General features: G+C 38.0%; 16 protein-coding genes. 14 read left to right on the top strand and 2 right to left on the bottom strand.

Annotated features, from left to right (window positions below):
* Positions 1-38 precede the first annotated feature (38 nt).
* The 13 genes from AC27G3_RS01710 (at position 39) to tldD (ending at position 17,581) form a co-directional block, all read left to right on the top strand.
* Positions 39-566, top strand: a complete 528-nt coding sequence (locus AC27G3_RS01710; protein ID WP_487118187.1) for a prepilin-type N-terminal cleavage/methylation domain-containing protein — start codon at positions 39-41, stop codon at positions 564-566.
* Positions 556-1,080 (top strand): type IV pilus modification PilV family protein, encoded by a 525-nt coding sequence (locus tag AC27G3_RS01705; protein ID WP_487118186.1) that lies wholly within the window; start codon positions 556-558, stop codon positions 1,078-1,080. The genes AC27G3_RS01710 and AC27G3_RS01705 overlap by 11 nt, the downstream gene beginning before the upstream one ends.
* Positions 1,080-1,871, top strand: coding sequence for a PilW family protein (locus tag AC27G3_RS01700; RefSeq protein ID WP_487118184.1), 792 nt, complete (start codon positions 1,080-1,082; stop codon positions 1,869-1,871). Before AC27G3_RS01705 ends, AC27G3_RS01700 begins: the two co-directional genes overlap by 1 nt.
* Complete coding sequence (locus AC27G3_RS01695; protein WP_487118182.1) at positions 1,861-2,274, top strand: pilus assembly PilX N-terminal domain-containing protein; 414 nt, start codon at positions 1,861-1,863, stop codon at positions 2,272-2,274. Before AC27G3_RS01700 ends, AC27G3_RS01695 begins: the two co-directional genes overlap by 11 nt.
* Positions 2,274-6,254 (top strand): DUF6701 domain-containing protein, encoded by a 3,981-nt coding sequence (locus tag AC27G3_RS01690; RefSeq protein ID WP_487118180.1) that lies wholly within the window; start codon positions 2,274-2,276, stop codon positions 6,252-6,254. Before AC27G3_RS01695 ends, AC27G3_RS01690 begins: the two co-directional genes overlap by 1 nt.
* Before the next feature lie 208 nt (positions 6,255-6,462).
* Positions 6,463-7,506: a rod shape-determining protein gene (locus tag AC27G3_RS01685; RefSeq protein WP_487118178.1), complete on the top strand. Its 1,044-nt coding sequence runs from the start codon at positions 6,463-6,465 to the stop codon at positions 7,504-7,506.
* 26 nt (positions 7,507-7,532) lie between these two features.
* A complete protein-coding gene (gene mreC / locus AC27G3_RS01680; protein WP_487118176.1) occupies positions 7,533-8,423 on the top strand; it encodes a rod shape-determining protein MreC in 891 nt (296 codons plus the stop codon).
* On the top strand, positions 8,410-8,889 hold the full coding sequence (mreD, locus tag AC27G3_RS01675) for a rod shape-determining protein MreD (protein ID WP_487118174.1): 480 nt from the start codon (positions 8,410-8,412) through the stop codon (positions 8,887-8,889). Before mreC ends, mreD begins: the two co-directional genes overlap by 14 nt.
* A 47-nt stretch (positions 8,890-8,936) precedes the next feature.
* On the top strand, positions 8,937-9,542 hold the full coding sequence (locus AC27G3_RS01670; protein ID WP_487118172.1) for a Maf family protein: 606 nt from the start codon (positions 8,937-8,939) through the stop codon (positions 9,540-9,542).
* Positions 9,543-9,552: 10 nt separating this feature from the next.
* A complete protein-coding gene (gene rng, locus AC27G3_RS01665) occupies positions 9,553-11,049 on the top strand; it encodes a ribonuclease G (RefSeq protein ID WP_487118170.1) in 1,497 nt (498 codons plus the stop codon).
* A gap of 107 nt (positions 11,050-11,156) precedes the next feature.
* Positions 11,157-15,290, top strand: coding sequence for a YhdP family protein (locus AC27G3_RS01660; RefSeq protein WP_487118168.1), 4,134 nt, complete (start codon positions 11,157-11,159; stop codon positions 15,288-15,290).
* Positions 15,283-16,125 (top strand): carbon-nitrogen hydrolase family protein, encoded by an 843-nt coding sequence (locus AC27G3_RS01655; protein WP_487118166.1) that lies wholly within the window; start codon positions 15,283-15,285, stop codon positions 16,123-16,125. The genes AC27G3_RS01660 and AC27G3_RS01655 overlap by 8 nt, the downstream gene beginning before the upstream one ends.
* A 1-nt stretch (position 16,126) precedes the next feature.
* Entirely contained in the window at positions 16,127-17,581 is a 1,455-nt protein-coding gene (gene tldD, locus AC27G3_RS01650) for a metalloprotease TldD (RefSeq protein ID WP_487118164.1), read from the top strand.
* Positions 17,582-17,725: 144 nt separating this feature from the next.
* Here the strand turns inward: tldD and AC27G3_RS01645 are convergent, their stop codons facing one another.
* Together AC27G3_RS01645 and yjgA are read right to left on the bottom strand one after the other, a co-directional pair.
* On the bottom strand, positions 17,726-18,076 hold the full coding sequence (locus tag AC27G3_RS01645) for a hypothetical protein (RefSeq protein ID WP_487118162.1): 351 nt from the start codon (positions 18,074-18,076) through the stop codon (positions 17,726-17,728).
* A 74-nt stretch (positions 18,077-18,150) separates the two neighbouring features.
* The gene (yjgA, locus tag AC27G3_RS01640) at positions 18,151-18,672 is read right to left on the bottom strand and encodes a ribosome biogenesis factor YjgA (RefSeq protein ID WP_487118160.1); all 522 of its coding nucleotides are present in this window, start codon (positions 18,670-18,672) and stop codon (positions 18,151-18,153) included.
* Positions 18,673-18,803: 131 nt separating this feature from the next.
* Between yjgA and pmbA the strand changes: the two genes are divergently transcribed.
* Positions 18,804-20,153 (top strand): metalloprotease PmbA, encoded by a 1,350-nt coding sequence (gene pmbA, locus AC27G3_RS01635; protein WP_487118676.1) that lies wholly within the window; start codon positions 18,804-18,806, stop codon positions 20,151-20,153.
* Positions 20,154-20,177: the final 24 nt, after the last annotated feature.

Raw genomic sequence — 20,177 nt, 5'->3', positions numbered from 1 at the left:
GCTATTACGATTTTTGTCTTATTAAATGGCGAGCTTTCATGGCAAACTTTATCTCTAAAGGGCTATTTAAAAAAAATACAGGCTTTACCCTCTTAGAAATGGTGATTGTTATCATCATTATCGGCATTATTTCTGTTACTGTACTTCCTAAGTTTTTTAATTCCTCTGGTTTTGAAGAGCACACTTACCGCGCTGAAGTTATTTCTGTTTTACGCGCAATTCAGCTAAGAGCGATGCAAAATACTGATGGCAGTTGCTATCAAGTGTTAATCAAAGCGAAGCAATTAGGCCGCCCAGATATCGGCGTATGTAACGGTAATTCACCACCTTCGCCACCAAGCTTTAGTAGCAGTTGGAATAGTAATAGCGACAGCAATACTTCTGTTGTCGTGAGTCATAATGATGTCTCGTTCCTCGTTGGTGGCTTCGGCTTATATTTTGAATTTGATGATCTAGGGCGATTTACCAACTGTAATTGCTCTGGCCCGTATATTGATATTGTTATTAAAGGCGAATCTAACCTAAAGGTTCGTATTGAACAAGAGGGCTATATTCATGCAATTTAAAAATGATGCGTCGTCTTCGGGTTTTACATTAATTGAAGTGATTGTTGGCATCGTTGCTTTGACGCTTTCATTGTCAATTATTACTAGTTTATTATTGCCATCAGCTGATCAAAGTGCCCAACAAATTCATCAAATAAGGGCGGCCGAATTAGGTCAGTCTTTAATGAATGAAATAACGGCTAAAGCCTTTGATGAAAATTCAGATATGGCCGGTGGCAAGGACAGGTGTGGTGAGTTTGACAGTCCCCAGCCAAGCTGTAGCAATATTGGCAATGATGGCGAAGGAAATGTCGCAGCGTTTAATGATGTTGATGACTATAACGGTATTACCGAAGCTGATTTATCCTTAAGTAATATCTATAAAAATTTCAAAGTTAATATTAGCGTATGTAACGATAGTAACTTTGATGGCAGCTGCACAGGAGATAATAAAACCGCTAAATTGATTACCATCACCATCAAAGACTCCTCAGAAAACCCGATAACGTTTGCCACGTATAAGGCAAATTACTAATGAGAACATGTAAATTAAAAGCAAGAGGTTTTACTTTAGTTGAACTAGTAACCGTTATCATGTTGCTTGGTATTGTTGCAGCAGGTGTCGGCAGTATTATTAAATTTTCTAGTCAAATTTATGTGGATGTAACCAGCCGAGATGAATTAATTGCCAGTGCTCGGTTTTCTGTTGAACGGCTAAACCGGGAAATTCGCTCAGCAGTACCAAATAGTGTACAGACATTAACTGTTGGCAGTGCAACGTGCCTTGAATATATGCCTATTGCCGTAAGTACCGTTTATACCGATATTCCTGTTTCTCCTGAGCCTGATGCCAATACAATCACCGTAGTAAAATTCGATGAAAGTTTATTTAATGCATCGCAGCATATTGTCGTATACCCGCTAAATAGTAATGAGATTTATGGAAATGCGAGCAGTAAACGTTATGCACTTGCTTCCCCTCAAACACTGAATACCGCTGGAAATGAATGGACGCTAAATTTAGCAAGCGCTAATACCTTTGCAGATGACTCTCCTACGCAACGTTTATTTTTAGTTAATCAACCCGTTGCTTATTGTGTTGAAGGAAGTGAATTATATCGTTATTCTAATTACGGTTATCAAAGTGATATCCTAGCAGGTAGCCAATCCTTAATGGCGCAAGGTATTGATCCTACTGGCACTTCATTTATAGTTAATCCTGCTACATTAGTTAGAAATTCTTTAGTAACGATTGAGCTGCAGTTTTTTCAAAATCAGGAAACCGTTCATTTTTTTAATGAAGTGCAGGTGAGAAATGTTCCCTAAACAAAACGGCAGTGCCTTAGTGATGGCAATATTTATTATCATTGTTGTTTTGCTACTAGCAACAGCGGTTAGTAGAGTGTTAAGTTCAAGTGCTACCACTATTGCTTATCAAGTAGTCGGTACGCGCGCATTTGCCGCAGCTAATTCAGGAGCCGAGTATCAACTGAGACAAATATTCCCTTTAAAAACATCAGCAACAGAGCCTCCCAATGTGTGCAATGATGTTATCGATAAAGTGTTGCTTAGCGATGGTTTAAAAAACTGTCGGTTTAGTGTTGTTTGCGAACCGTCATTCAGTTTTGACGGTGTTAACTATCTTCGATTTAAAAGCACGGGCACTTGTGAATTAGATAATGGTAACTACACCTCTAGAACAGTTGAAATACAGGCGAGGAGTTTATAATGCAACTTCTTCGTATGATGTTAGTTTTCTTGGGCTTATCTTTACAGAGTGTGTATGCAGCAGAGTGTTTATCGGTGTTTCCTGCAGGCAGGACGGTTCCCCCTATTACAGATCAGTTAATCAATTTTCCTACTAATAATGCTAATTCAATATTACCAGGTAATATTAACTTACCTCGTGGTAATAATTTCTATGGTTATTCAAATATAGATGGTCAAAGTATTGCTATAGGCCCTGTAACCCCCTCTGAAAAAACAGCAAGATTGTATATCAAAGGAAACGTAGATTGGCGAAACGTAAAGATTAATGAATTTGGTAACCCTGAAGATTTAATCATTGTTATTGATAGTAATCTTAGGATTTTGGGTAATAATACGGTAATTAATGCAATTATTTATGTGAAAGGTGCAACGGCTGTATATGATACTCCTGATTTAACTGGCGCTATTACCACACTTGGCAGTGCGACCAACTTTAATGTTAATTATGATGAAGATTACATTAGAAACGCTGATTTTAATGGCATGTGTGAGCCGCCTCTACCTCCTGCTACAATTTTAGCTGATTATCATTTTGATGAATGTGAATATATCGGCAATACGTTTGAAGTTATTGATGAAACAGGTAACTATCCAGCATCAAGCTTTGGTAATCTCGATACGACTGATTTAGGTCAAATCGAACGAGCGGCTGAGTTAAGCGATCCTAATCATCATATCGAAACGAGCATCCCACTTCCTACTACTTTTAGTGTATCTACTTGGTTTAAAAAACCAACTGCAACCAGTGGTAATCGTTATTTCATCTTAGGCTCTATGGCTTCAGGTGGTGATCTAATGTATATCGACCGTAATAATGGTTGGCGGTGGGGGGTATATAGTGTTTCCCCAGCAGCCTCTATTAATGGAAGCTACTCTTTTAATTCGTTAGATAATAATTGGCATCATTTAGTCTTAGTTTACAGTAATGGTCAAACGAAACTTTTTATCGATGGTCAATTAAAAGACACCATTAATTTATTACCCTCTGGAACACTTAAATATATCGGCACTTCTTATGATGGTGTTTCAGGGAGTAATGCTCAAAGCTTTAGATCACCATTAGATGAATTTATGGTCTTTGATGGTGCACTTACCAATACTGAAATTATTGATATATACAATAATCAACAGTCTAAAAATAATTATGATGGCAGTAGTAGAGTTGCACCAATTTGTGAGGGGGTTGTTCACTATTCGATGGACGAGCCATCTTGGTCAGGTACTCCAGGGGAGGTTATTGATCTTGAAGGGAATTTGAATGGCCGAGCGTTTAATGGAGCCAATACATCGTCTCTTAATTCTGCAATTCCAGGCACTCCTGGTACTTGCGCGTATGGCACCTTTGATGGGGTCGACGATTATGTGCAAATTGCTGACAATCCATTATTAGATCTTGAAAAAGAATTAACAATTGCCATTTGGATTAATATTGATAGTTTGCCAAACTCTGGTTTGAAATCAATAATGTCTAAAGATGAAAACTATGAATTTCATGTGAATTCTTCAGGCGGAATATTTTGGTGGTTCAGTAGTAATTCATTTGCAACACCCGGAGGAGTAATTACACCAGGTCAGTGGCATCATGTTGCTGTTACTTATAGAAGCGGCAGACAGGTCATTTATGTTGATGGTGTAGAAAGGGTATCGCGTAGTTTTACGGGCAATTTAATTTTAAATAATGACCCTTTGCAAATAGGTCAGGATCAAGGATTTGCAGGAAGGTATTTTAATGGAAAATTAGATGAATTAAAGATATATAAAAAAGAGTTGAATGCGGCTCAGGTTCTTAATGTCTATAACGAAACTAGACCTTGTACTGTAATGCTTGATCATTTTGAAATTGATACGCTCGATCAACAAGGCCTAACTTGCCAACCTGACAATATTGTTATTAAAGCTTGCGCCGACAATACATGTAGTAGGTTAGCAATGAATAACTTTAATGTTAACCTATTAATTAATGGTAATTTAAACCAAAATGTTGCGGTAACTAACGGCAGTGTGAATATTAATTACTCGTATACCAATGCTGGAATTGCCACTCTTAGCTTAGATCAAGCTTATGAATGTACCCAAACAGCCGGAAAACCATGTAATGTGGATTTTAGTGATACCGGGTTTGTTTTTGGCACGATACCCACGCAAATATCTGGTAAACCTTCTGATCAAGGCTTCAATCAAACTAATTTATTTTTACAAGCGGTCAAGAAAAGCGACTTATCGAATGCTTGTGTTGGTGCGTTCCCTGCAAACACTGATGTTGATGTTGATCTTTCGTACGATTGCGAAATAGGAATATGCAGCCAACCTATAGTATTAACGAACAATAATGTTGCCCATAATATTAACCAAACTAATAGCGCAACTAATTTAAGGTTTAGTGCAAATTCAATCGCAAACTTCTCTATTAACTACCCTAATGCTGGTCGATTAAGGTTAAATGCTAAAAAAATAATTGATGTAACAGACGATCAAGGCAATGTTTCTCAACTTAATTTTACTGGTCAGTCTAATGCTTTTGTCGAAAGGCCTTTCGCTTTTAAATTAGATTTTGATGCTAATACTTATCAGCCAAGTGAGGGCTATTCTGCTGCTAATCATTTAGGTACAAAATTTAGAAAAGCAGGTGAAAACTTTGTTATGACGGCAACGGCTATGCAGTGGAAATCAGGTTTAGATACTGACAACGATGGAGTACCGAACGATGCTGATTTCAACGTAATTAATTCACTAAATAACTCACCAAGTAATAAGGCTGAAAATTTGGCTAGCGAGAAACTTATAGTCTCGCCTAGTATGGTTTTGCCTAACTCCGCTACATTGGGCTTATTAACTCAAACATATAATAGTTTTAGTAATAGCAGTGTAAACAATACTTATACTTTTTCAGAAGTCGGCATTATTGCGCTTAGTGCTGGCTTACAAGACAGTGATTACTTAACGGCAGGCAATATCCTAGGAAAAATAACCAATGTCGGTCGATTCTACCCAGATCATTTTACCCTCGAAATGTCGACTGTCGAAAATGCGTGCAACAGCTTCACTTATATGGACGAGCCTAAATTAAAATTAACGTATAAAATAGAGGCGCGAAATAGCAGTCATGCGATAACTCAAAATTATGATACAGATTTTATTTTTTCAACCGTAAGTTTAGTGGCTGAAAATAACAATTCAGTAGACTTGTCATCAAGATTAATCGATTTTGACGGTGCTTGGACTCATGGTGTTTATGTGAGTGAGGAAGACATATTTCCAGATGAAGATTTAGGTATGTTTACCAAAGATACCACCGCAGACGGGCCTTATAATAACCTTTTTATTGGTATTAAAGTGGTTGATCCTGATTTATCTACATTATTAGATTTAGATATGAATGCACAAACACAAAATGATTGTATTGGGACAGCCGATTGCGATGCTAAAAAGCTAAGTCTAACAGAAAGTCAAATACGCTTTGGCCGTTGGGTAATGAGTAATGCTTACGGCCCTGAAACTCATGAAGTGAAAATGAATCATTTTATTGAGCAATTTAATGGCAGTGATTTTGAAATAAACCCTGATGAAAGTTGTATTATTCCATCAATAACCGCTAAAAAAATAATAGGTAATGTTCGCAGTGGGGGATTAGCTACCTTTAATTACAGACTCTTTGATTTAGACAATTTGGATAATTTAGAGAAGGTCGATACAGATGCTAGTACCGAAGTCAGTAGTTTTATTCATGGCCGATATAATGAGTTTGTTTTTTCAGCGCCAGGTATAACCAAACAAGGTGCTTTAGCCGTCGAATATGAAGTTCCACCGTGGCTAAAGTTTGATTGGAGTAATACCAACGGTTTGTTATTAGAAGGCCCGTTTACTGAAAATCCGTCATCGGTTGTTACCTTTGGCCGATACCGCGGCAACGATCGGATTATTTATTGGCGAGAAAAATAGTTTTTAAAGAGGATTTTTTCCTGTGAATAAGGCAAATTCCCCCCGACTTTACGTCAAATTCACTTCAAACAATAATTTTGCCAATTTTTTTACTATTAATTTAAAAAGAAGCAACACAATTCCCTTACTCTGGGGTATGATTGTTCGATCTAACAAAAATAATTTGTTTCTTTTGTGAACCTGCGACTTTTAAGGACGTTTCATCCTCATGTTTAAAAAAATACGCGGCATGTTTTCCAATGATTTATCAATCGATTTGGGCACAGCTAACACCCTGATTTATGTAAAAGACCAAGGTATTGTACTTAACGAACCTTCAGTTGTAGCCATTCGTCAAGATAGAGCCGGAGGTTCTAAAAGTGTGGCTGCCGTTGGTGTTGCTGCTAAAGCGATGTTAGGCCGTACACCAGGGAATATTGAAGCTATCCGCCCGATGAAAGATGGTGTAATTGCTAACTTCTTTGTTACAGAAAAAATGTTGCAGCATTTTATTAAGCAAGTACACAGTAATAATTTCTTACGCCCAAGCCCTCGTGTTTTAGTTTGTGTACCTTGTGGTTCTACTCAAGTTGAGCGACGTGCTATACGTGAATCAGCGATGGGGGCAGGTTCGCGTGAAGTTTATTTAATTGACGAACCTATGGCTGCAGCAATTGGTGCTGGAATGCCGGTATCTGAAGCTACAGGCTCTATGGTTGTTGATATTGGTGGCGGTACTACAGAAGTCGGTATTATTTCTTTAAATGGTGTGGTTTATTCCTCGTCAGTTCGTATTGGTGGCGACAAATTCGATGAAGCGATTATTAATTACGTACGCCGTAATTTTGGTAGTTTAATTGGCGAAGCCACAGCAGAACGTATTAAACACGAAATTGGTTCGGCATACCCAGGTGAAGAGTTAATAGAAATTGAAGTGCGCGGTCGTAATTTAGCGGAAGGTGTTCCTCGTAGTTTCACGCTTAATAGCAATGAGATTTTAGAAGCGTTACAAGAGCCATTAACGGGAATTGTTAGTGCAATTATGGTCGCTTTAGAGCAATCACCTCCAGAGCTTGCTTCAGATATTTCTGAGCGAGGCATGGTATTAACCGGTGGTGGTGCATTATTAAAAGATCTTGATCGTTTATTAATGGAAGAAACTGGTATTCCTGTTGTAGTCGCTGATGATCCTTTAACTTGTGTTGCTCGTGGTGGTGGTAAAGCCCTTGAAATGATTGATATGCACGGTGGCGACTTATTCTCTTACGAATAATGCTGTTGATTTAAGCGTAATTCATCATGAATCCTATCTTTAAAGAAGGCCCGTCTTCAGAACATCGACTTATCTTGGTGTTGATATTTTCTGGGGCCTTAATTTTCTTCGATCATAAAGTGGGCAGCTTTGAAGGCATTCGAGGTTCGTTGCAGTCATTAGTTAGCCCCTTGCAATATATGGCCAATACGCCTAAACAGTTAATGACCTGGGCGTCAGAAAATATTGTTACTAGGCGGCATCTTATGGATGAAAATGAAGCCTATAAAGTGAATGAACTAAGATTGCATGAACAGCTAATGCAATTAAATATTTTGAAACTTGAAAACGAACGTTTACGTTTATTACTTGCCTCGCCATTACGTTCTGAAGTGAAGAAAATGGTTGCCGAAATTTTATCAGTTGATAGCGATCCCTATACTCATCAAATTGTGATTAACAGAGGTGCTAATGATGGTGTTTATGAAGGACAACCAGTGCTTGATGAACAAGGTATTGTTGGTCAAATACTGCATGTAGGCACTACCACCAGCAGAGTTATTTTAATTACCGATGTCACCCATGCCGTGCCAGTACGAGTGGTACGCAATGGTATTCGATTGGTGGCCAATGGTGCAGGGCAAATAGACAGACTTAACCATAACCATGTTCCTCATAGTGCAGATATACGCAGTGGTGATTTACTGGTTACTTCTGGATTAGGAGGGAAATATCCAGAAGGTTATCCTGTCTCTAACGTCACGATAGTCTCAAAAGATTTATCTCGACCTTTTGCGCAAGTTTATAGTCACCCTGTCGCAAAAATTGATCGTTTACGCTATTTATTATTATTATGGCCAGAAAAAACCACAGAAGTGTTTGCACCTAAAAAGAAAGATGATTCAGCGCCTAAGGAAAAATTAAGTGCTAGCGAATAACGGTATTATTATTTTATTGACTTTATTGGTTGCTTTGCTAGCGACCATAATGCCTATGCCTATTAGTTTAGATGCATTTAGACCCGATTGGGTATTAGTCGTCTTGTTGTATTGGAGCTTGGCACTACCTACTAAAATTAATGTGATAACAGCATGGGTTATGGGGTTTATTTTAGATGTTTTGTTAGGTTCAACCTTAGGTATTCATGCGGCGGCAATGGCGCTTTCTGTTTATATTATTGTGGTTAACTTTCAGAAAGTGCGAAATTTTTCATTGTGGCAACAAGCTATGATTATCGGTGTGTCGGCAGCTTTATACCATTTAATTATTTTTTGGTTACAACACTTTTTATCTGATGTCGTTTTTTTGCCTAGCTATTTATACCCAGTATTTACCACGATTATTTTGTGGCCTTGGGCATTTTTATTATTGCGCAGAGTAAGAAGACACTTTCGCATTAAGTAACAGTCAATTTGTTATTTCCATTTTTATTTAATTATTTCTGAGCCGTTATGCAAAAAAAATTGATATTAGCTTCACAATCGCCACGTCGTAAAGAGCTGTTAACTCAATTAGGCTACCAATTTACCTGTCAAAGCGCTGATATAGATGAGTCTGTTTTTAGCGACGAATTGCCTTTAGTTTATGTTGAGCGAATGGCAAAGGAAAAAGCTCAAGTTATTGCTAATACGTTAGATAATTCGGCTGAAAATGTTGTTTTAGGTGCTGATACTTGTGTGGTTATAGACGGTAATATATTAGCAAAACCGACAGATTTAGCGGATTGCCACGTTATACTTACCCGCTTATCCGATAAACAACATCAAGTACATACAGCAATCGCTTTATCTTATCAGGGATGTGTTGTCAGTGAAGTAATTACAACTGATGTTTATTTTAAAGCACTAACGCCAAATGAAATAACCGCCTATTGGCAAACGGGCGAGCCCCAAGACAAAGCAGGCGCTTATGGAATTCAAGGCATTGGTGGACAATTTGTCAGTAGAATAGAGGGCAGTTATTACGCTGTTGTTGGACTTCCCTTATTTGAAACGGCTCAATTACTTGCTCGTTTTGGGCTTTATACAGCAATTCAACAATGCGATAACGTTAAGTAGGTCTATTAAAATGAAAGGCGAATTATTAATTAATGTCACCCCCAGTGAGACACGAGTTGCTTTAATAGAAAATGGGTTGCTACAAGAAGTACATATTGAACGCGAAGCTAAACGAGGTTTAGTCGGTAACATATATCTTGGAAAAGTGATTCGAGTGCTACCGGGCATGCAAGCTGCATTTGTTGACATAAATTTAGACAAGGCTGCTTTTTTACATGCCTCGGATATTAATTCTGAACTAATTATTGGTGACGATAAAAAAGCGAGTAAAGACGCATCAAGTAAAAATAATTCAACCGATGCTGTGCCTGACATCCGAACTTTAGTGCATGAAGGTCAGTATTTAATGGTGCAAGTGGTTAAAGATCCATTAGGTACAAAAGGCGCTAGATTAACTACAGATATAACTATTGCTGCCAGGTATTTAGTCTTAATGCCGTTTACCAGTCGCGCAGGTATTTCGCAACGTATAGAAGACGTTAAAGAAAAAAAACGATTAAAAAGTATTATTAGTCCATTTTGTGATGATGAACATGGCTTTATAGTGCGTACTGCTGCAGAAGGAGCTTGTGAAGTAGAGCTCAAGCATGACGCTGAATTTTTGCGTAAAGTCTGGCGTAAAGTCGTGGAGCGCAAAAAGAGGAAACAAACCAAAATCCCTCTTTACCAAGATTTATCACTTGCTTTGAGAATTATAAGAGACTCTGTTGGCGGATCACTCGAAGGAGTTAGAATTGATTCTAAGCTTAGTTACGACTTAGTTATGGAATTTGTTCAAGAGTTTATGCCTGAGCTTAGCGATAAAGTTGAGTACTACCCAGGTGAGCGGCCGATCTTTGATTCCTTTGATACTGAAGCGGAAATCCAACGCTCACTTCATCGTAAAATTGATCTAAAATCAGGCGGTTATTTGATTTTTGACCAAACAGAAGCAATGACAACTATCGATATTAATACAGGAGCTTTTGTTGGACATCGCAATTTAGAAGACACAATTTTTAGTACTAATATTGAAGCTACACAAGCGATAGCAAGACAATTACGGTTACGTAATTTAGGCGGGATTATAATTGTCGACTTTATTGATATGCACGATGCTGATCATAAACGTAGAGTCTTAAGTAGTCTTGATATGGCAATGTCTAAAGATAACGTAAAATATAGTATTCATGGATTTTCAGCGCTAGGTTTAGTTGAAATGACGCGAAAACGCACCAGAGAATCTCTTGAGCATGTATTGTGTAGTGAATGTCCTATGTGTACTGGTCGAGGGTATTTGAAAACTGTAGACACTATTTGCTTTGAAATACTAAGGGAAATTGTGCGGGTTAATCGGGCATATGATGCTGATAAGTTTATTGTTTATGCTTCTACTGCTGTGAGTGAGTTTTTAGTTAATGATGAATACCATAGCCTTGCGGAGGTGGAAGTTTTTATAGGTAAGTCAATTAAAGTGCAAACAGAGCCTATGTATAATCAAGAACAGTTTGATGTCGTGATGATGTAATCGCTGTTAACCTTTAAATAGCGCAACATGCTATTTAAGTGCAAACGTAGTAAAATAAGTTAATTGCCAAAAGTACAAAGCAGTCAATCAAGTAAGGTCAATAAATTTTGACGGTATCTAAGATCTCAAATCGCTGGTTAAACAGAGTCTATAAAAGCCTTGCGGTGTTTTTGGTACTTTTTGCTGTGTTAATTAGCGCATTACGCTTGCTGCTACCGTATGCACAAAACTATCGCCAAGATGTTGAAAACTATATTAATGAAACTTACGACAGCAACCTCTCAATTGGTACGCTATCAATGGGTTGGCACAAAATAGGCCCAGTTCTAATTGCCAATAATGTCCAAATGAAGGATGAAAACCCAGTCGATTTTCAAATTGAAAGCATCGAGGTAAGACTGGATTTTTGGCGCAGTTTACTCGCGCAACAACTAATAACTGACGAATTTATTCTCACGGGTGCATTACTAACTTTTGAGCGACATTTTTTATTAGGCAAAACTTCAGCGCAGCCCATCGCTCCCCAGATAACTGCCAATAATCAATCCAGTAACGATTTGGCCGCTTTATCGGAACTCGCCGATTTTTTCTATGAACAAATTGCCAAGTTTTCACTAATCGACAGTAAAGTCGTCATTAATAATGGCAGCCGTCAACGCACCTTTTTAATCAATGAGTTGAATTGGTTAAACATGGATAGCCACCATCTGGCTGAAGCTGATGTTATTGTTGATGGTTTAACGTCGAATAACTTAAAGTTACAGCTCGATGTAAAAGGGAATAATAGCCAAGACATTTCAGGCACCTTATTTTTACAGGGTAATAATTTAAACATTACCCCTTGGCTAGATAAAGTGTTTGTTATCGAAAATGAAAAAACGCATTCATCGATTAATTTTTCAGCATGGTTAACTGTTGAAAATGGGCTGGCTGAACAGCTTCAAGTAGCGTTTGATGACAGTGAAGTTAATTGGCAACATAACAATAAAAAACACAGCTTTGCGTTAAACAATGGCCAAGTGCTTTTTGCTAACCTTAACGATTGGAATCATTTTACTATTAATTCATCAGCGATTGAGTTTAGCGCTAATAACCAAGAATGGCAGCCATTATCAATTGAAGTTAATCGTGATCAAGAGCAAGTTTTTGCTTATTTATCGTATGTTGACTTATTTAGTTTAACCTGTTTATTTCCTTTGTTTTCTGCCGACGATAACATGAGAGCTATGGTAGAAGCGTTATCTCTAGAAGGAAGTATTAATGAATTATATTTTCAAAAAGTTAACGATAACTATCAAGTTGCAGCAGAATTTAATGATTTTTCGAATAAATTTTATCAAGGTATTCCTGGGCTTATAAATAGCTCTGGTGATCTTTTATTTGCTAATCAGCAGTTACAACTTAGTTTAACTGCTCAACAAGGCGCGTTGGATTTTCAGCATCATTTTGTTAAACCTATTCCATATCAACATCTAGAGACTAATTTAACGGTTAATTTTAGCGATCAAGGCTGGCATCTTAAGACACAAAAATTAGCGCTAGATTCTAAAGAACTAAACTTATCTGCACAGCTAGGTGTTGATGTGCCAACAGAAGGTTTGGCTACTATGTCTTTGTTAGCGAGTGTGACTAATGGACATGTTGAATTTGCACATCACTATTTTCCATTAACGTCGATGAGTGAAAGCTTGGTCAGATATTTGAAAAACGGTTTAGTCTCTGGTGATATCGATCAAGCATTAGTGATGTATAACGGCGCGTTTTCTCATTTCCCATTTGAGGATAAAAGCGGTATTTTCACCGTAGATGCAGAGCTAACTAACAGTCAGTTTAATTTTGATGATGACTGGGCAAACATCACTCAGTTAGACGCGAATTTAAATTTTACTAACAACAGCATGATGATTACTGCCCGAGGTGGTGAATTATCTGGTCTTGATATTAATACCGTGGAAGTAGGAATTGCCGATTTGTCAGGCGATCCGGTACTTACCGTTGATATTGCCTTAAAAGAAGTTAACCCTGCTAATGTTACTCAATTAATGAACCATAGCTCACTGGCCGACTCAGTTGGCAAAACGTTAGAACAACTGGTCATAAGTAAAAATATTAGTGGGCATTTTAACTTGTCATTACCGCTTAACAGAACTGATGAAGTTATTGCAGAAGGGATCATTAACTTTTCTGATAATTTATTAGCGCTTCAATCACCAAAGATGGATTTTAGCGCACTAAACGGTCAGTTAACCTTTAAAAACGATGTAATTAAAACCAACAAATTATCGGTGGTATGGCAAGGTATGCCATTAACACTGTCTGTTGATGCAAGTGATAAGCAAGGTTATTTTAAAACACAAATTGATATCAATGGCTATTGGCAACAAAAAGAGTGGTTAGCACATGTGCCTTCTGCTTTAAAACGTTATGCACAAGGAGATGTAAACTGGCAAGGAAATTTAGTGCTGAATTCACATCACGATGGCGGTTTTTCATATAATTTTGATGTGCAATCAAACTTTCAGGGATTAAATTTAGCTATACCTGCACCTTATCAAAAAGTTGCTGATGATAAAGTTGCTTTTAATGCCCATATTTCTGGTGCGTTAGATAGTTCAACTATTGAAGTGGCAATGGGAGAGCAATTAAGTTTTTACGGATTATTAAACCACCAAGCAACAACAGAACAAGCACAGTATGATCAAGCAACAGCGAGTGTTGAAAAAGGTAACAGCTCGCCAATTTATTTCTCTCGAGCACATTTGATTTTAGGTAATGAAAAAATGTTATTACCTATGGATGGTTTCCATATTACTTCTGCATTAGAAGAAGCAGATTTTGCCAGTTGGCAACCCTTTGTAATGGATATACTCGACAGTATTGATGAGAGCCAAGAAGATAATGACGTAGTGCAAACTGCTCAAACCGGTCAACAAACACTTAATCGGCCATCATTGGTTAAGCCGCTAATTGCTAAACCTGAACGTATTCGTGGCTCAATCAATAAATTGAATGTGTTAGGGCAAACGCTAACCGATGTATCGTTTAATGTGTTAGATAAAAACAATTGGTGGTTGTTACAACTTAATGCTAAAGAAGCGAGAACGGAAGTTAAATTTTACCCTTCGTGGTTAGCAGACGGTATAGCGGTAAATGCAGATTTTCTGCATCTTGCACACGATATGTCTGAAACAGCACAGTCAAGTGAAGTGTTAGGATTGAATGAGGCATTGGCTGAAAATAAAGCATTGTTTTCCAGTATTCCACCTATGTTGTTTATCTGTGGCAGTTGTCAATTTGGCAAGGTTGATTTTGGTCAATTAAGTTTTGAATTAAGTCGGCCTGAACCGACAAAAATAGTGTTAGATAAGTTTACTGCTAGTCGTGATAAAAGCCAATTATCCCTTAATGGTCAATGGCTATTTAATGAGAGTGTTGACGTTAATAAAACTGAAAAATGGTTGTCTAAAACCCAAATATCTGGACAGTTAGCAGTTAATGATATTGAGTTTGAAATGGAAAAACTTGGCTTTGCTTCTAGTGTTAAAGAAAGTGGTGCGGAGATTGATTTCTCGTTAAATTGGCAAGGTGGGCCACAAGACTTTCAGTTAAGCCAACTCAATGGCAAATTAAATACTGAATTGGATGATGGCGTATTATCTGATGTTGATGATAAAGGCGTTCGGGTTGCCTCTATTTTAAGCTTAGGATCGTTGGCGCGTAAGCTTAAATTAGATTTTCGAGATATTTTCAGTGATGGCATGTTTTATAGCAGCATTTCTGGTGATTTTGATATAAAAAATGGTGTTATGTATACCAAAAATACCGCGATGAAAGGTGCCGCAGGTGATTTAGCTGTTAAAGGTAATACTAATTTAGCTACGGGATTGCTTGATTATCGTATGAATTACAAGCCGAACTTAACCTCAAGTTTACCCACCATAGCTTGGATTGCGACATTAAATCCTGTGGTGTTTTTAACAGGGCTTGCTATTAATGAAATTATTACTGCAACGGTCATTTATGAAGTTGTCTTTGAAGTTACAGGAGATCTTGATAGTCCTGTAGTTCGTGAAGTTAACCGTAAGAACCAAGACGTTAGTGTTGGCAGCTCTCAGCCTCCAAAGTTAATTAATGATGTAACGCCGGCAGAAAAAAAGGTGCCACAAAATAAATTCAAAGAAAATAAAACTAGCGATCACTCTAAAGTGTTAGCTGCTCACAAGGATGAAATAGATGGTTAAGCTTTCTGCTATTCAATTATGCTCAGTGCCGAATGTTGAAGAGAACATCAAAGTTATTACTGAGCAGTTAAGCTTGTTGTGCGATCCAGACATAACACAAGATAATGAGCATATTGTAGTATTACCTGAGTGTTGTTTGTTTTTTGGTGGTAAAGATTCAGAGCAGTTAACGTTAGCAAAACAGACGCAACAGTCAAATCAACTCGTTAAGGCATTAGCCCAATTAGCCCAACAGTTTGGGATTACCTTAATTGCCGGCACAATTCCTTTATTGTCATCAAGTGGTGATAAATTTACTAATGCTAGTTGTGTTTTTTCACCGCAAGGCGAATTAATCGGGCAATATAATAAAATTCATTTGTTCGATGTTAATGTTAACGATAATGAAAAAAATTACCTTGAATCTAAGTATACGCAGGCGGGTACCTCCGTCGAAAATGTAAAATGTGGACCAGTAAATATTGGCTTGTCGGTTTGTTACGACGTGCGTTTTGCACAGTTATATCGACAGTTAAGCGTGCAAGGTGCAACTATTATTGTAGTTCCTAGTGCTTTTACCCGCGTCACCGGTAAAGCACACTGGCAAGCTTTGTTGCAAGCTAGAGCTATTGAAAACCAAGTCTATATCGTAGCTGCTGCTCAAGAAGGCGTACATTTAAACGGTCGGGAAACTTGGGGGCATAGTATGATAATCAGCCCTTGGGGAGAAATATTAGCTTGTAAGCCCTCAGGTGAAGGCTTTATTAGTAGTGAATACCGACAAGAAGAAATCAATCAAGTTCGTGCAGCAATTCCTGTGCATGAACATAACAAGTTTACAGTTGAGTTAAATTAATATGAGTAGTGGTATTGATCGCAGTGTTGAACAAGAGCTGATTAATGATAGTGGTTTAGACAGAGATTTTTTAAACCAAACCTTGAGTAGTATCTATCAAAATAAGATTGACTTAGCGGATTTATATTTTCAGTCGAGTCAACACGAATCTTGGATGCTTGAAGACGGTATCGTAAAAGAAGGCTCGTACAATATCGAGCGTGGTGTTGGCGTTAGAGCGATTTCTGGTGAAAAAACAGGTTTTTCCTACTCTGATGATATTTCTAATTTCTCGTTAACGAAAGCTGCTGAGGCTGCCAAGAGTATTGCTGATAGTGGTAATAGCGATCGAGTGCAAATTTTTGCACCGAAAAAAGGTATCAGTGCTTATCAATCAGTTGAGCCAATATCGAGCTTAACGCAAGAGCAAAAAATTACCTTAATGCATGAAGTGGAAGCCCATGCACGTGCTACCGATAAACGTGTACAACAAGTCATTGTAAGTTTAACAGGCGTATTTGAAAAAATTCTTGTGGCGGCGAGTGATGGCACTTACGCAACAGATATACGACCACTTATTCGATTAAATTGTTCTGTACTAGTAGAAGAAAACGGTAAACGTGAACGAGGCGGTTCAGGTGGTGGTGCACGTACTGATTACAGTTACTTTTTTGAAGTAGAAGGTGGTAAACCTCGTTATCAACATTACGCTGAAGAAGCTGTTCGCTTAGCCTTAGTGAACTTGGCGGCGATTGAATCTCCCGCTGGCGTTTTGCCGGTAGTATTAGGCGCAGGCTGGCCTGGTGTATTATTACATGAAGCGGTTGGTCACGGCTTAGAAGGCGATTTTAATCGTAAAGGTTCATCGGCATTCTCTGGAAAAGTTGGTCAGCAAGTGACATCTGAGCTTTGTACTATTGTTGATGATGGCACTATGGCTAATCGTCGAGGCTCGTTAAATATTGATGACGAAGGAACGCCAGGGCAGTACAACGTGTTAATTGAAAAAGGGATCTTGAAAGGGTATATGCAAGATAAACATAATGCCTCATTAATGGGAGTAAACCCGACAGGCAATGGTCGACGTGAATCGTATGCACATTTACCGATGCCGAGAATGACTAATACTTATATGTTAGCAGGTGAGAGTGATCCGCAAGATATTATAAAGTCAGTGAAAAAAGGTATTTATGCACCTAATTTTGCCGGTGGACAGGTAGATATTACTTCTGGAAAATTCGTTTTTACTTCATCAGAAGCGTATTTAATCGAAAATGGCGAAATAACTTCTCCTGTTAAAGGGGCGACTTTAATAGGCAGTGGCCCAGAGGCGATGAAGAATGTCTCTATGGTAGGTAACGATCTTAAGTTAGATGCAGGTGTAGGTGTGTGCGGAAAAGATGGTCAAAGTGTGCCTGTAGGAGTTGGTCAGCCGACATTAAAAGTTGATGAAATGACTATTGGTGGAACGCAATAACTCTTAAAGTTGTCGATAACATGAGCCGAAATTAGATTGAGGCTCATGAGTCAAGTAAGTACGGTGCTTTTTAATATGAACTCGGTTTGATATATGGTTAATACATTGAAAAATAGCTGCTAGAGAAATATTTGTGAGCTCAGCTTAGTTAAGCTTTAAACCCGCCCAAGCGCGTGTCAGCGCCCATATCGCGATGATAATAAAGGTGGTATGAACAAAGGTGAAGTAGGTAATCACATAAACCCAAGTCCATGCCGAATGAAAGCCACCCATTATCACCATTGCTATAGATACAATCCCTAATACGACAAAGGCAACAAGGTTAAGTTTAATACCTAGCATAATATGATAATGGGCGAGGCTTGAAGAAACCGATTGTTTTTTTACCAAAAGCAGCCAAATAAAAGCAAAACCGGGTAAAAAGGTCAGGTTAAGCAGTGAAGCTAATGCCGCGTTGGAGGCTAACTTATTTTGTGCTTTATCTGGGCTGCTCATTTTATGTTTTTTCGTCTAATAACAAAGATAGTTAAAGCAATAGCAAAGAGATTAAAATAAAGCCAATAAAAGTCTTAATGATTTTCTACATTGGTTTTAAGGTAGTTAAATAACTCAAGTGTGTGCTTACCTATTTTTTCAGCTTTCTTTTCTTTTTTCGCTTGTCGAATGATCTGCTTGAACTTTTGACGTTCCATTTTATCGTTTTGTGCTAAAACGTCTTCAGCGGTTTGATTATCACCTTCAATTAATGCATCTCTTAAACCTTCTAAACGAACAAACTTAGCTGTTTCTTGCTGATGTTTGTTGTTCATCACATCTATTGCCTGATAAATAGGCTCAAGATCTGTTTCCATTAATACTTTTGCTATATGTCTTACATGGCGGCGAACAGCTTCATGTTTACCTTTGATTTTATCCGCTAATATCATGTCAGCGAGTAACTCGTCGGTTAATGGAATTTTGCTGCGTTGATGCTTAGACATATCGACTAACGACTGAGCAAAGTCCTGCATTTTATGCATTTCTCTTTTTATTTCTGATTTACTTTTTAATTCTTCTTCTAATTCGTCGATATCGGGTGCAGACTGGGGCATAATGTTGATCATCAATAGCAATATATAAATTATTGTCCTTAGTATAACTCAAACTAGCAAAGGCAATATAGCCATATTAGATCTCAAACCAGAAAATATGTAAAAAACTGGTAATTAACGCAGAGAAAATAATCAAAATGACAGAAAAAAACAGCCTTATTAACCAATTCGAACAAGTCAAAGAGCGTGTAACTAAAGTACTTGAATTAGCCGATTCTCTTGGGGCTGATGGTGCTGAAGTTGCCATGAGCCGTACGCAAGGACTTAGTGTTGGAACTCGTTTAGGTGAAGTTGAAAATGTTGAATTTACTAATGATGGCGCGTTAGGGATTACAGTTTATCAAGGCGGTAGAAAAGGTAGTGCCTCTACCGCTGATTTATCAGAAAGCGCATTAAAGAAAACCGTACAAGCAGCGGTTAATATTGCTAAATATACCTCTGTTGATGATTGTTCAGGATTAGCCGATAAACAGTTATTAGCGATGGATCCGCCTGATCTTGATTTATATCACCCTAAAGACCTTAGTACTCAAGAAGCGATTGAACTCGCTAAAGCTTGTGAAAATGAAGCGCTAGCTTTTGATAAGCGTATTACTAACTCTGACGGAGCCTCGTTAGATAGCTTCGAAGGTTTTAAGGTTTATGGGAACAGTCATGGTCAATTAGTTGGTTATCCTAGTTCACGTCATAGTTTAAGTTGTGTATCTATTGCCTCAGACGGCGATGAAATGCAGCGAGATTATGCTTATAGTGTCAATCGTGATTTTGATTTGCTCGACAGTGGTGCAAGCATTGGCCGTAAGGCAGCGAAAGAAGTTATTTCTCGATTAAATGCTCAAAAGTTACCGACTGGTAAAGTGCCTGTTATGTTTCGCTCTGACATCGCCAATACAATTTTTGGTCACTTAATTGCTGCTATCAGTGGTGGAAACCTTTATCGAAAATCTTCATTTCTAATGGACTCTCTTGGTCAACAAATTTTTCCATCGTTTTTATCTATCGAAGAAAAACCACATTTGAAAAAGGCACTAGCCAGTAGTGCTTTTGATAGTGAAGGGGTACAAACCCAAGATCGTAGTATTATTACAAGTGGTGAGTTAGATACCTATTTGTTAACAAGTTATTCAGCTCGTAAGTTAGGACTAACGACTACAGGTCATGCTGGCGGTATACACAATTGGTTGGTGTCTGCTAATGGTGGTGATTTTGAGGCGATGTTAAAAAAGCTAGGTACTGGTTTATTAGTCACTGAATTAATGGGACAAGGCGTAAATGTGTTAACAGGCGATTATTCGCGAGGAGCAGCAGGTTTTTGGGTTGAAAATGGCGAGATTGCCTACCCAGTTTCAGAGATCACAATCTCAGGTACTTTACAAAATATATTTAAAGGATTAGTTGCTGTGGGCAGTGATGTTGATATGCATGGAAGTATTAGAACTGGCTCGATAATTATTGAAGAAATGCAGGTTGCCGGCAATTAATGATGCGTTAAATACCATCACATC

The organism is Colwellia sp. SU-HH01217 (assembly GCF_057543495.1).
The sequence above is the reverse complement of the archived record's forward strand: the minus strand, read 5'-3'. Positions and strand labels throughout refer to the sequence as shown.

Bases quoted from the DNA above. Each gene is read 5' to 3' on its own strand.
- yjgA (WP_487118160.1), bottom strand. From the start codon at position 18,672: ATGCCCCAGTCTGCACCCGATATCGACGAATTAGAAGAAGAATTAAAA.
- AC27G3_RS01710 (WP_487118187.1), top strand. From the start codon at position 39: ATGGCAAACTTTATCTCTAAAGGGCTATTTAAAAAAAATACAGGCTTT.
- rng (WP_487118170.1), top strand. From the start codon at position 9,553: ATGAAAGGCGAATTATTAATTAATGTCACCCCCAGTGAGACACGAGTT.
- AC27G3_RS01655 (WP_487118166.1), top strand. From the start codon at position 15,283: ATGGTTAAGCTTTCTGCTATTCAATTATGCTCAGTGCCGAATGTTGAA.
- mreC (WP_487118176.1), top strand. From the start codon at position 7,533: ATGAATCCTATCTTTAAAGAAGGCCCGTCTTCAGAACATCGACTTATC.
- AC27G3_RS01645 (WP_487118162.1), bottom strand. From the start codon at position 18,076: ATGAGCAGCCCAGATAAAGCACAAAATAAGTTAGCCTCCAACGCGGCA.
- AC27G3_RS01700 (WP_487118184.1), top strand. From the start codon at position 1,080: ATGAGAACATGTAAATTAAAAGCAAGAGGTTTTACTTTAGTTGAACTA.
- AC27G3_RS01690 (WP_487118180.1), top strand. From the start codon at position 2,274: ATGCAACTTCTTCGTATGATGTTAGTTTTCTTGGGCTTATCTTTACAG.
- AC27G3_RS01695 (WP_487118182.1), top strand. From the start codon at position 1,861: ATGTTCCCTAAACAAAACGGCAGTGCCTTAGTGATGGCAATATTTATT.
- AC27G3_RS01705 (WP_487118186.1), top strand. From the start codon at position 556: ATGCAATTTAAAAATGATGCGTCGTCTTCGGGTTTTACATTAATTGAA.
- tldD (WP_487118164.1), top strand. From the start codon at position 16,127: ATGAGTAGTGGTATTGATCGCAGTGTTGAACAAGAGCTGATTAATGAT.
- AC27G3_RS01670 (WP_487118172.1), top strand. From the start codon at position 8,937: ATGCAAAAAAAATTGATATTAGCTTCACAATCGCCACGTCGTAAAGAG.
- AC27G3_RS01685 (WP_487118178.1), top strand. From the start codon at position 6,463: ATGTTTAAAAAAATACGCGGCATGTTTTCCAATGATTTATCAATCGAT.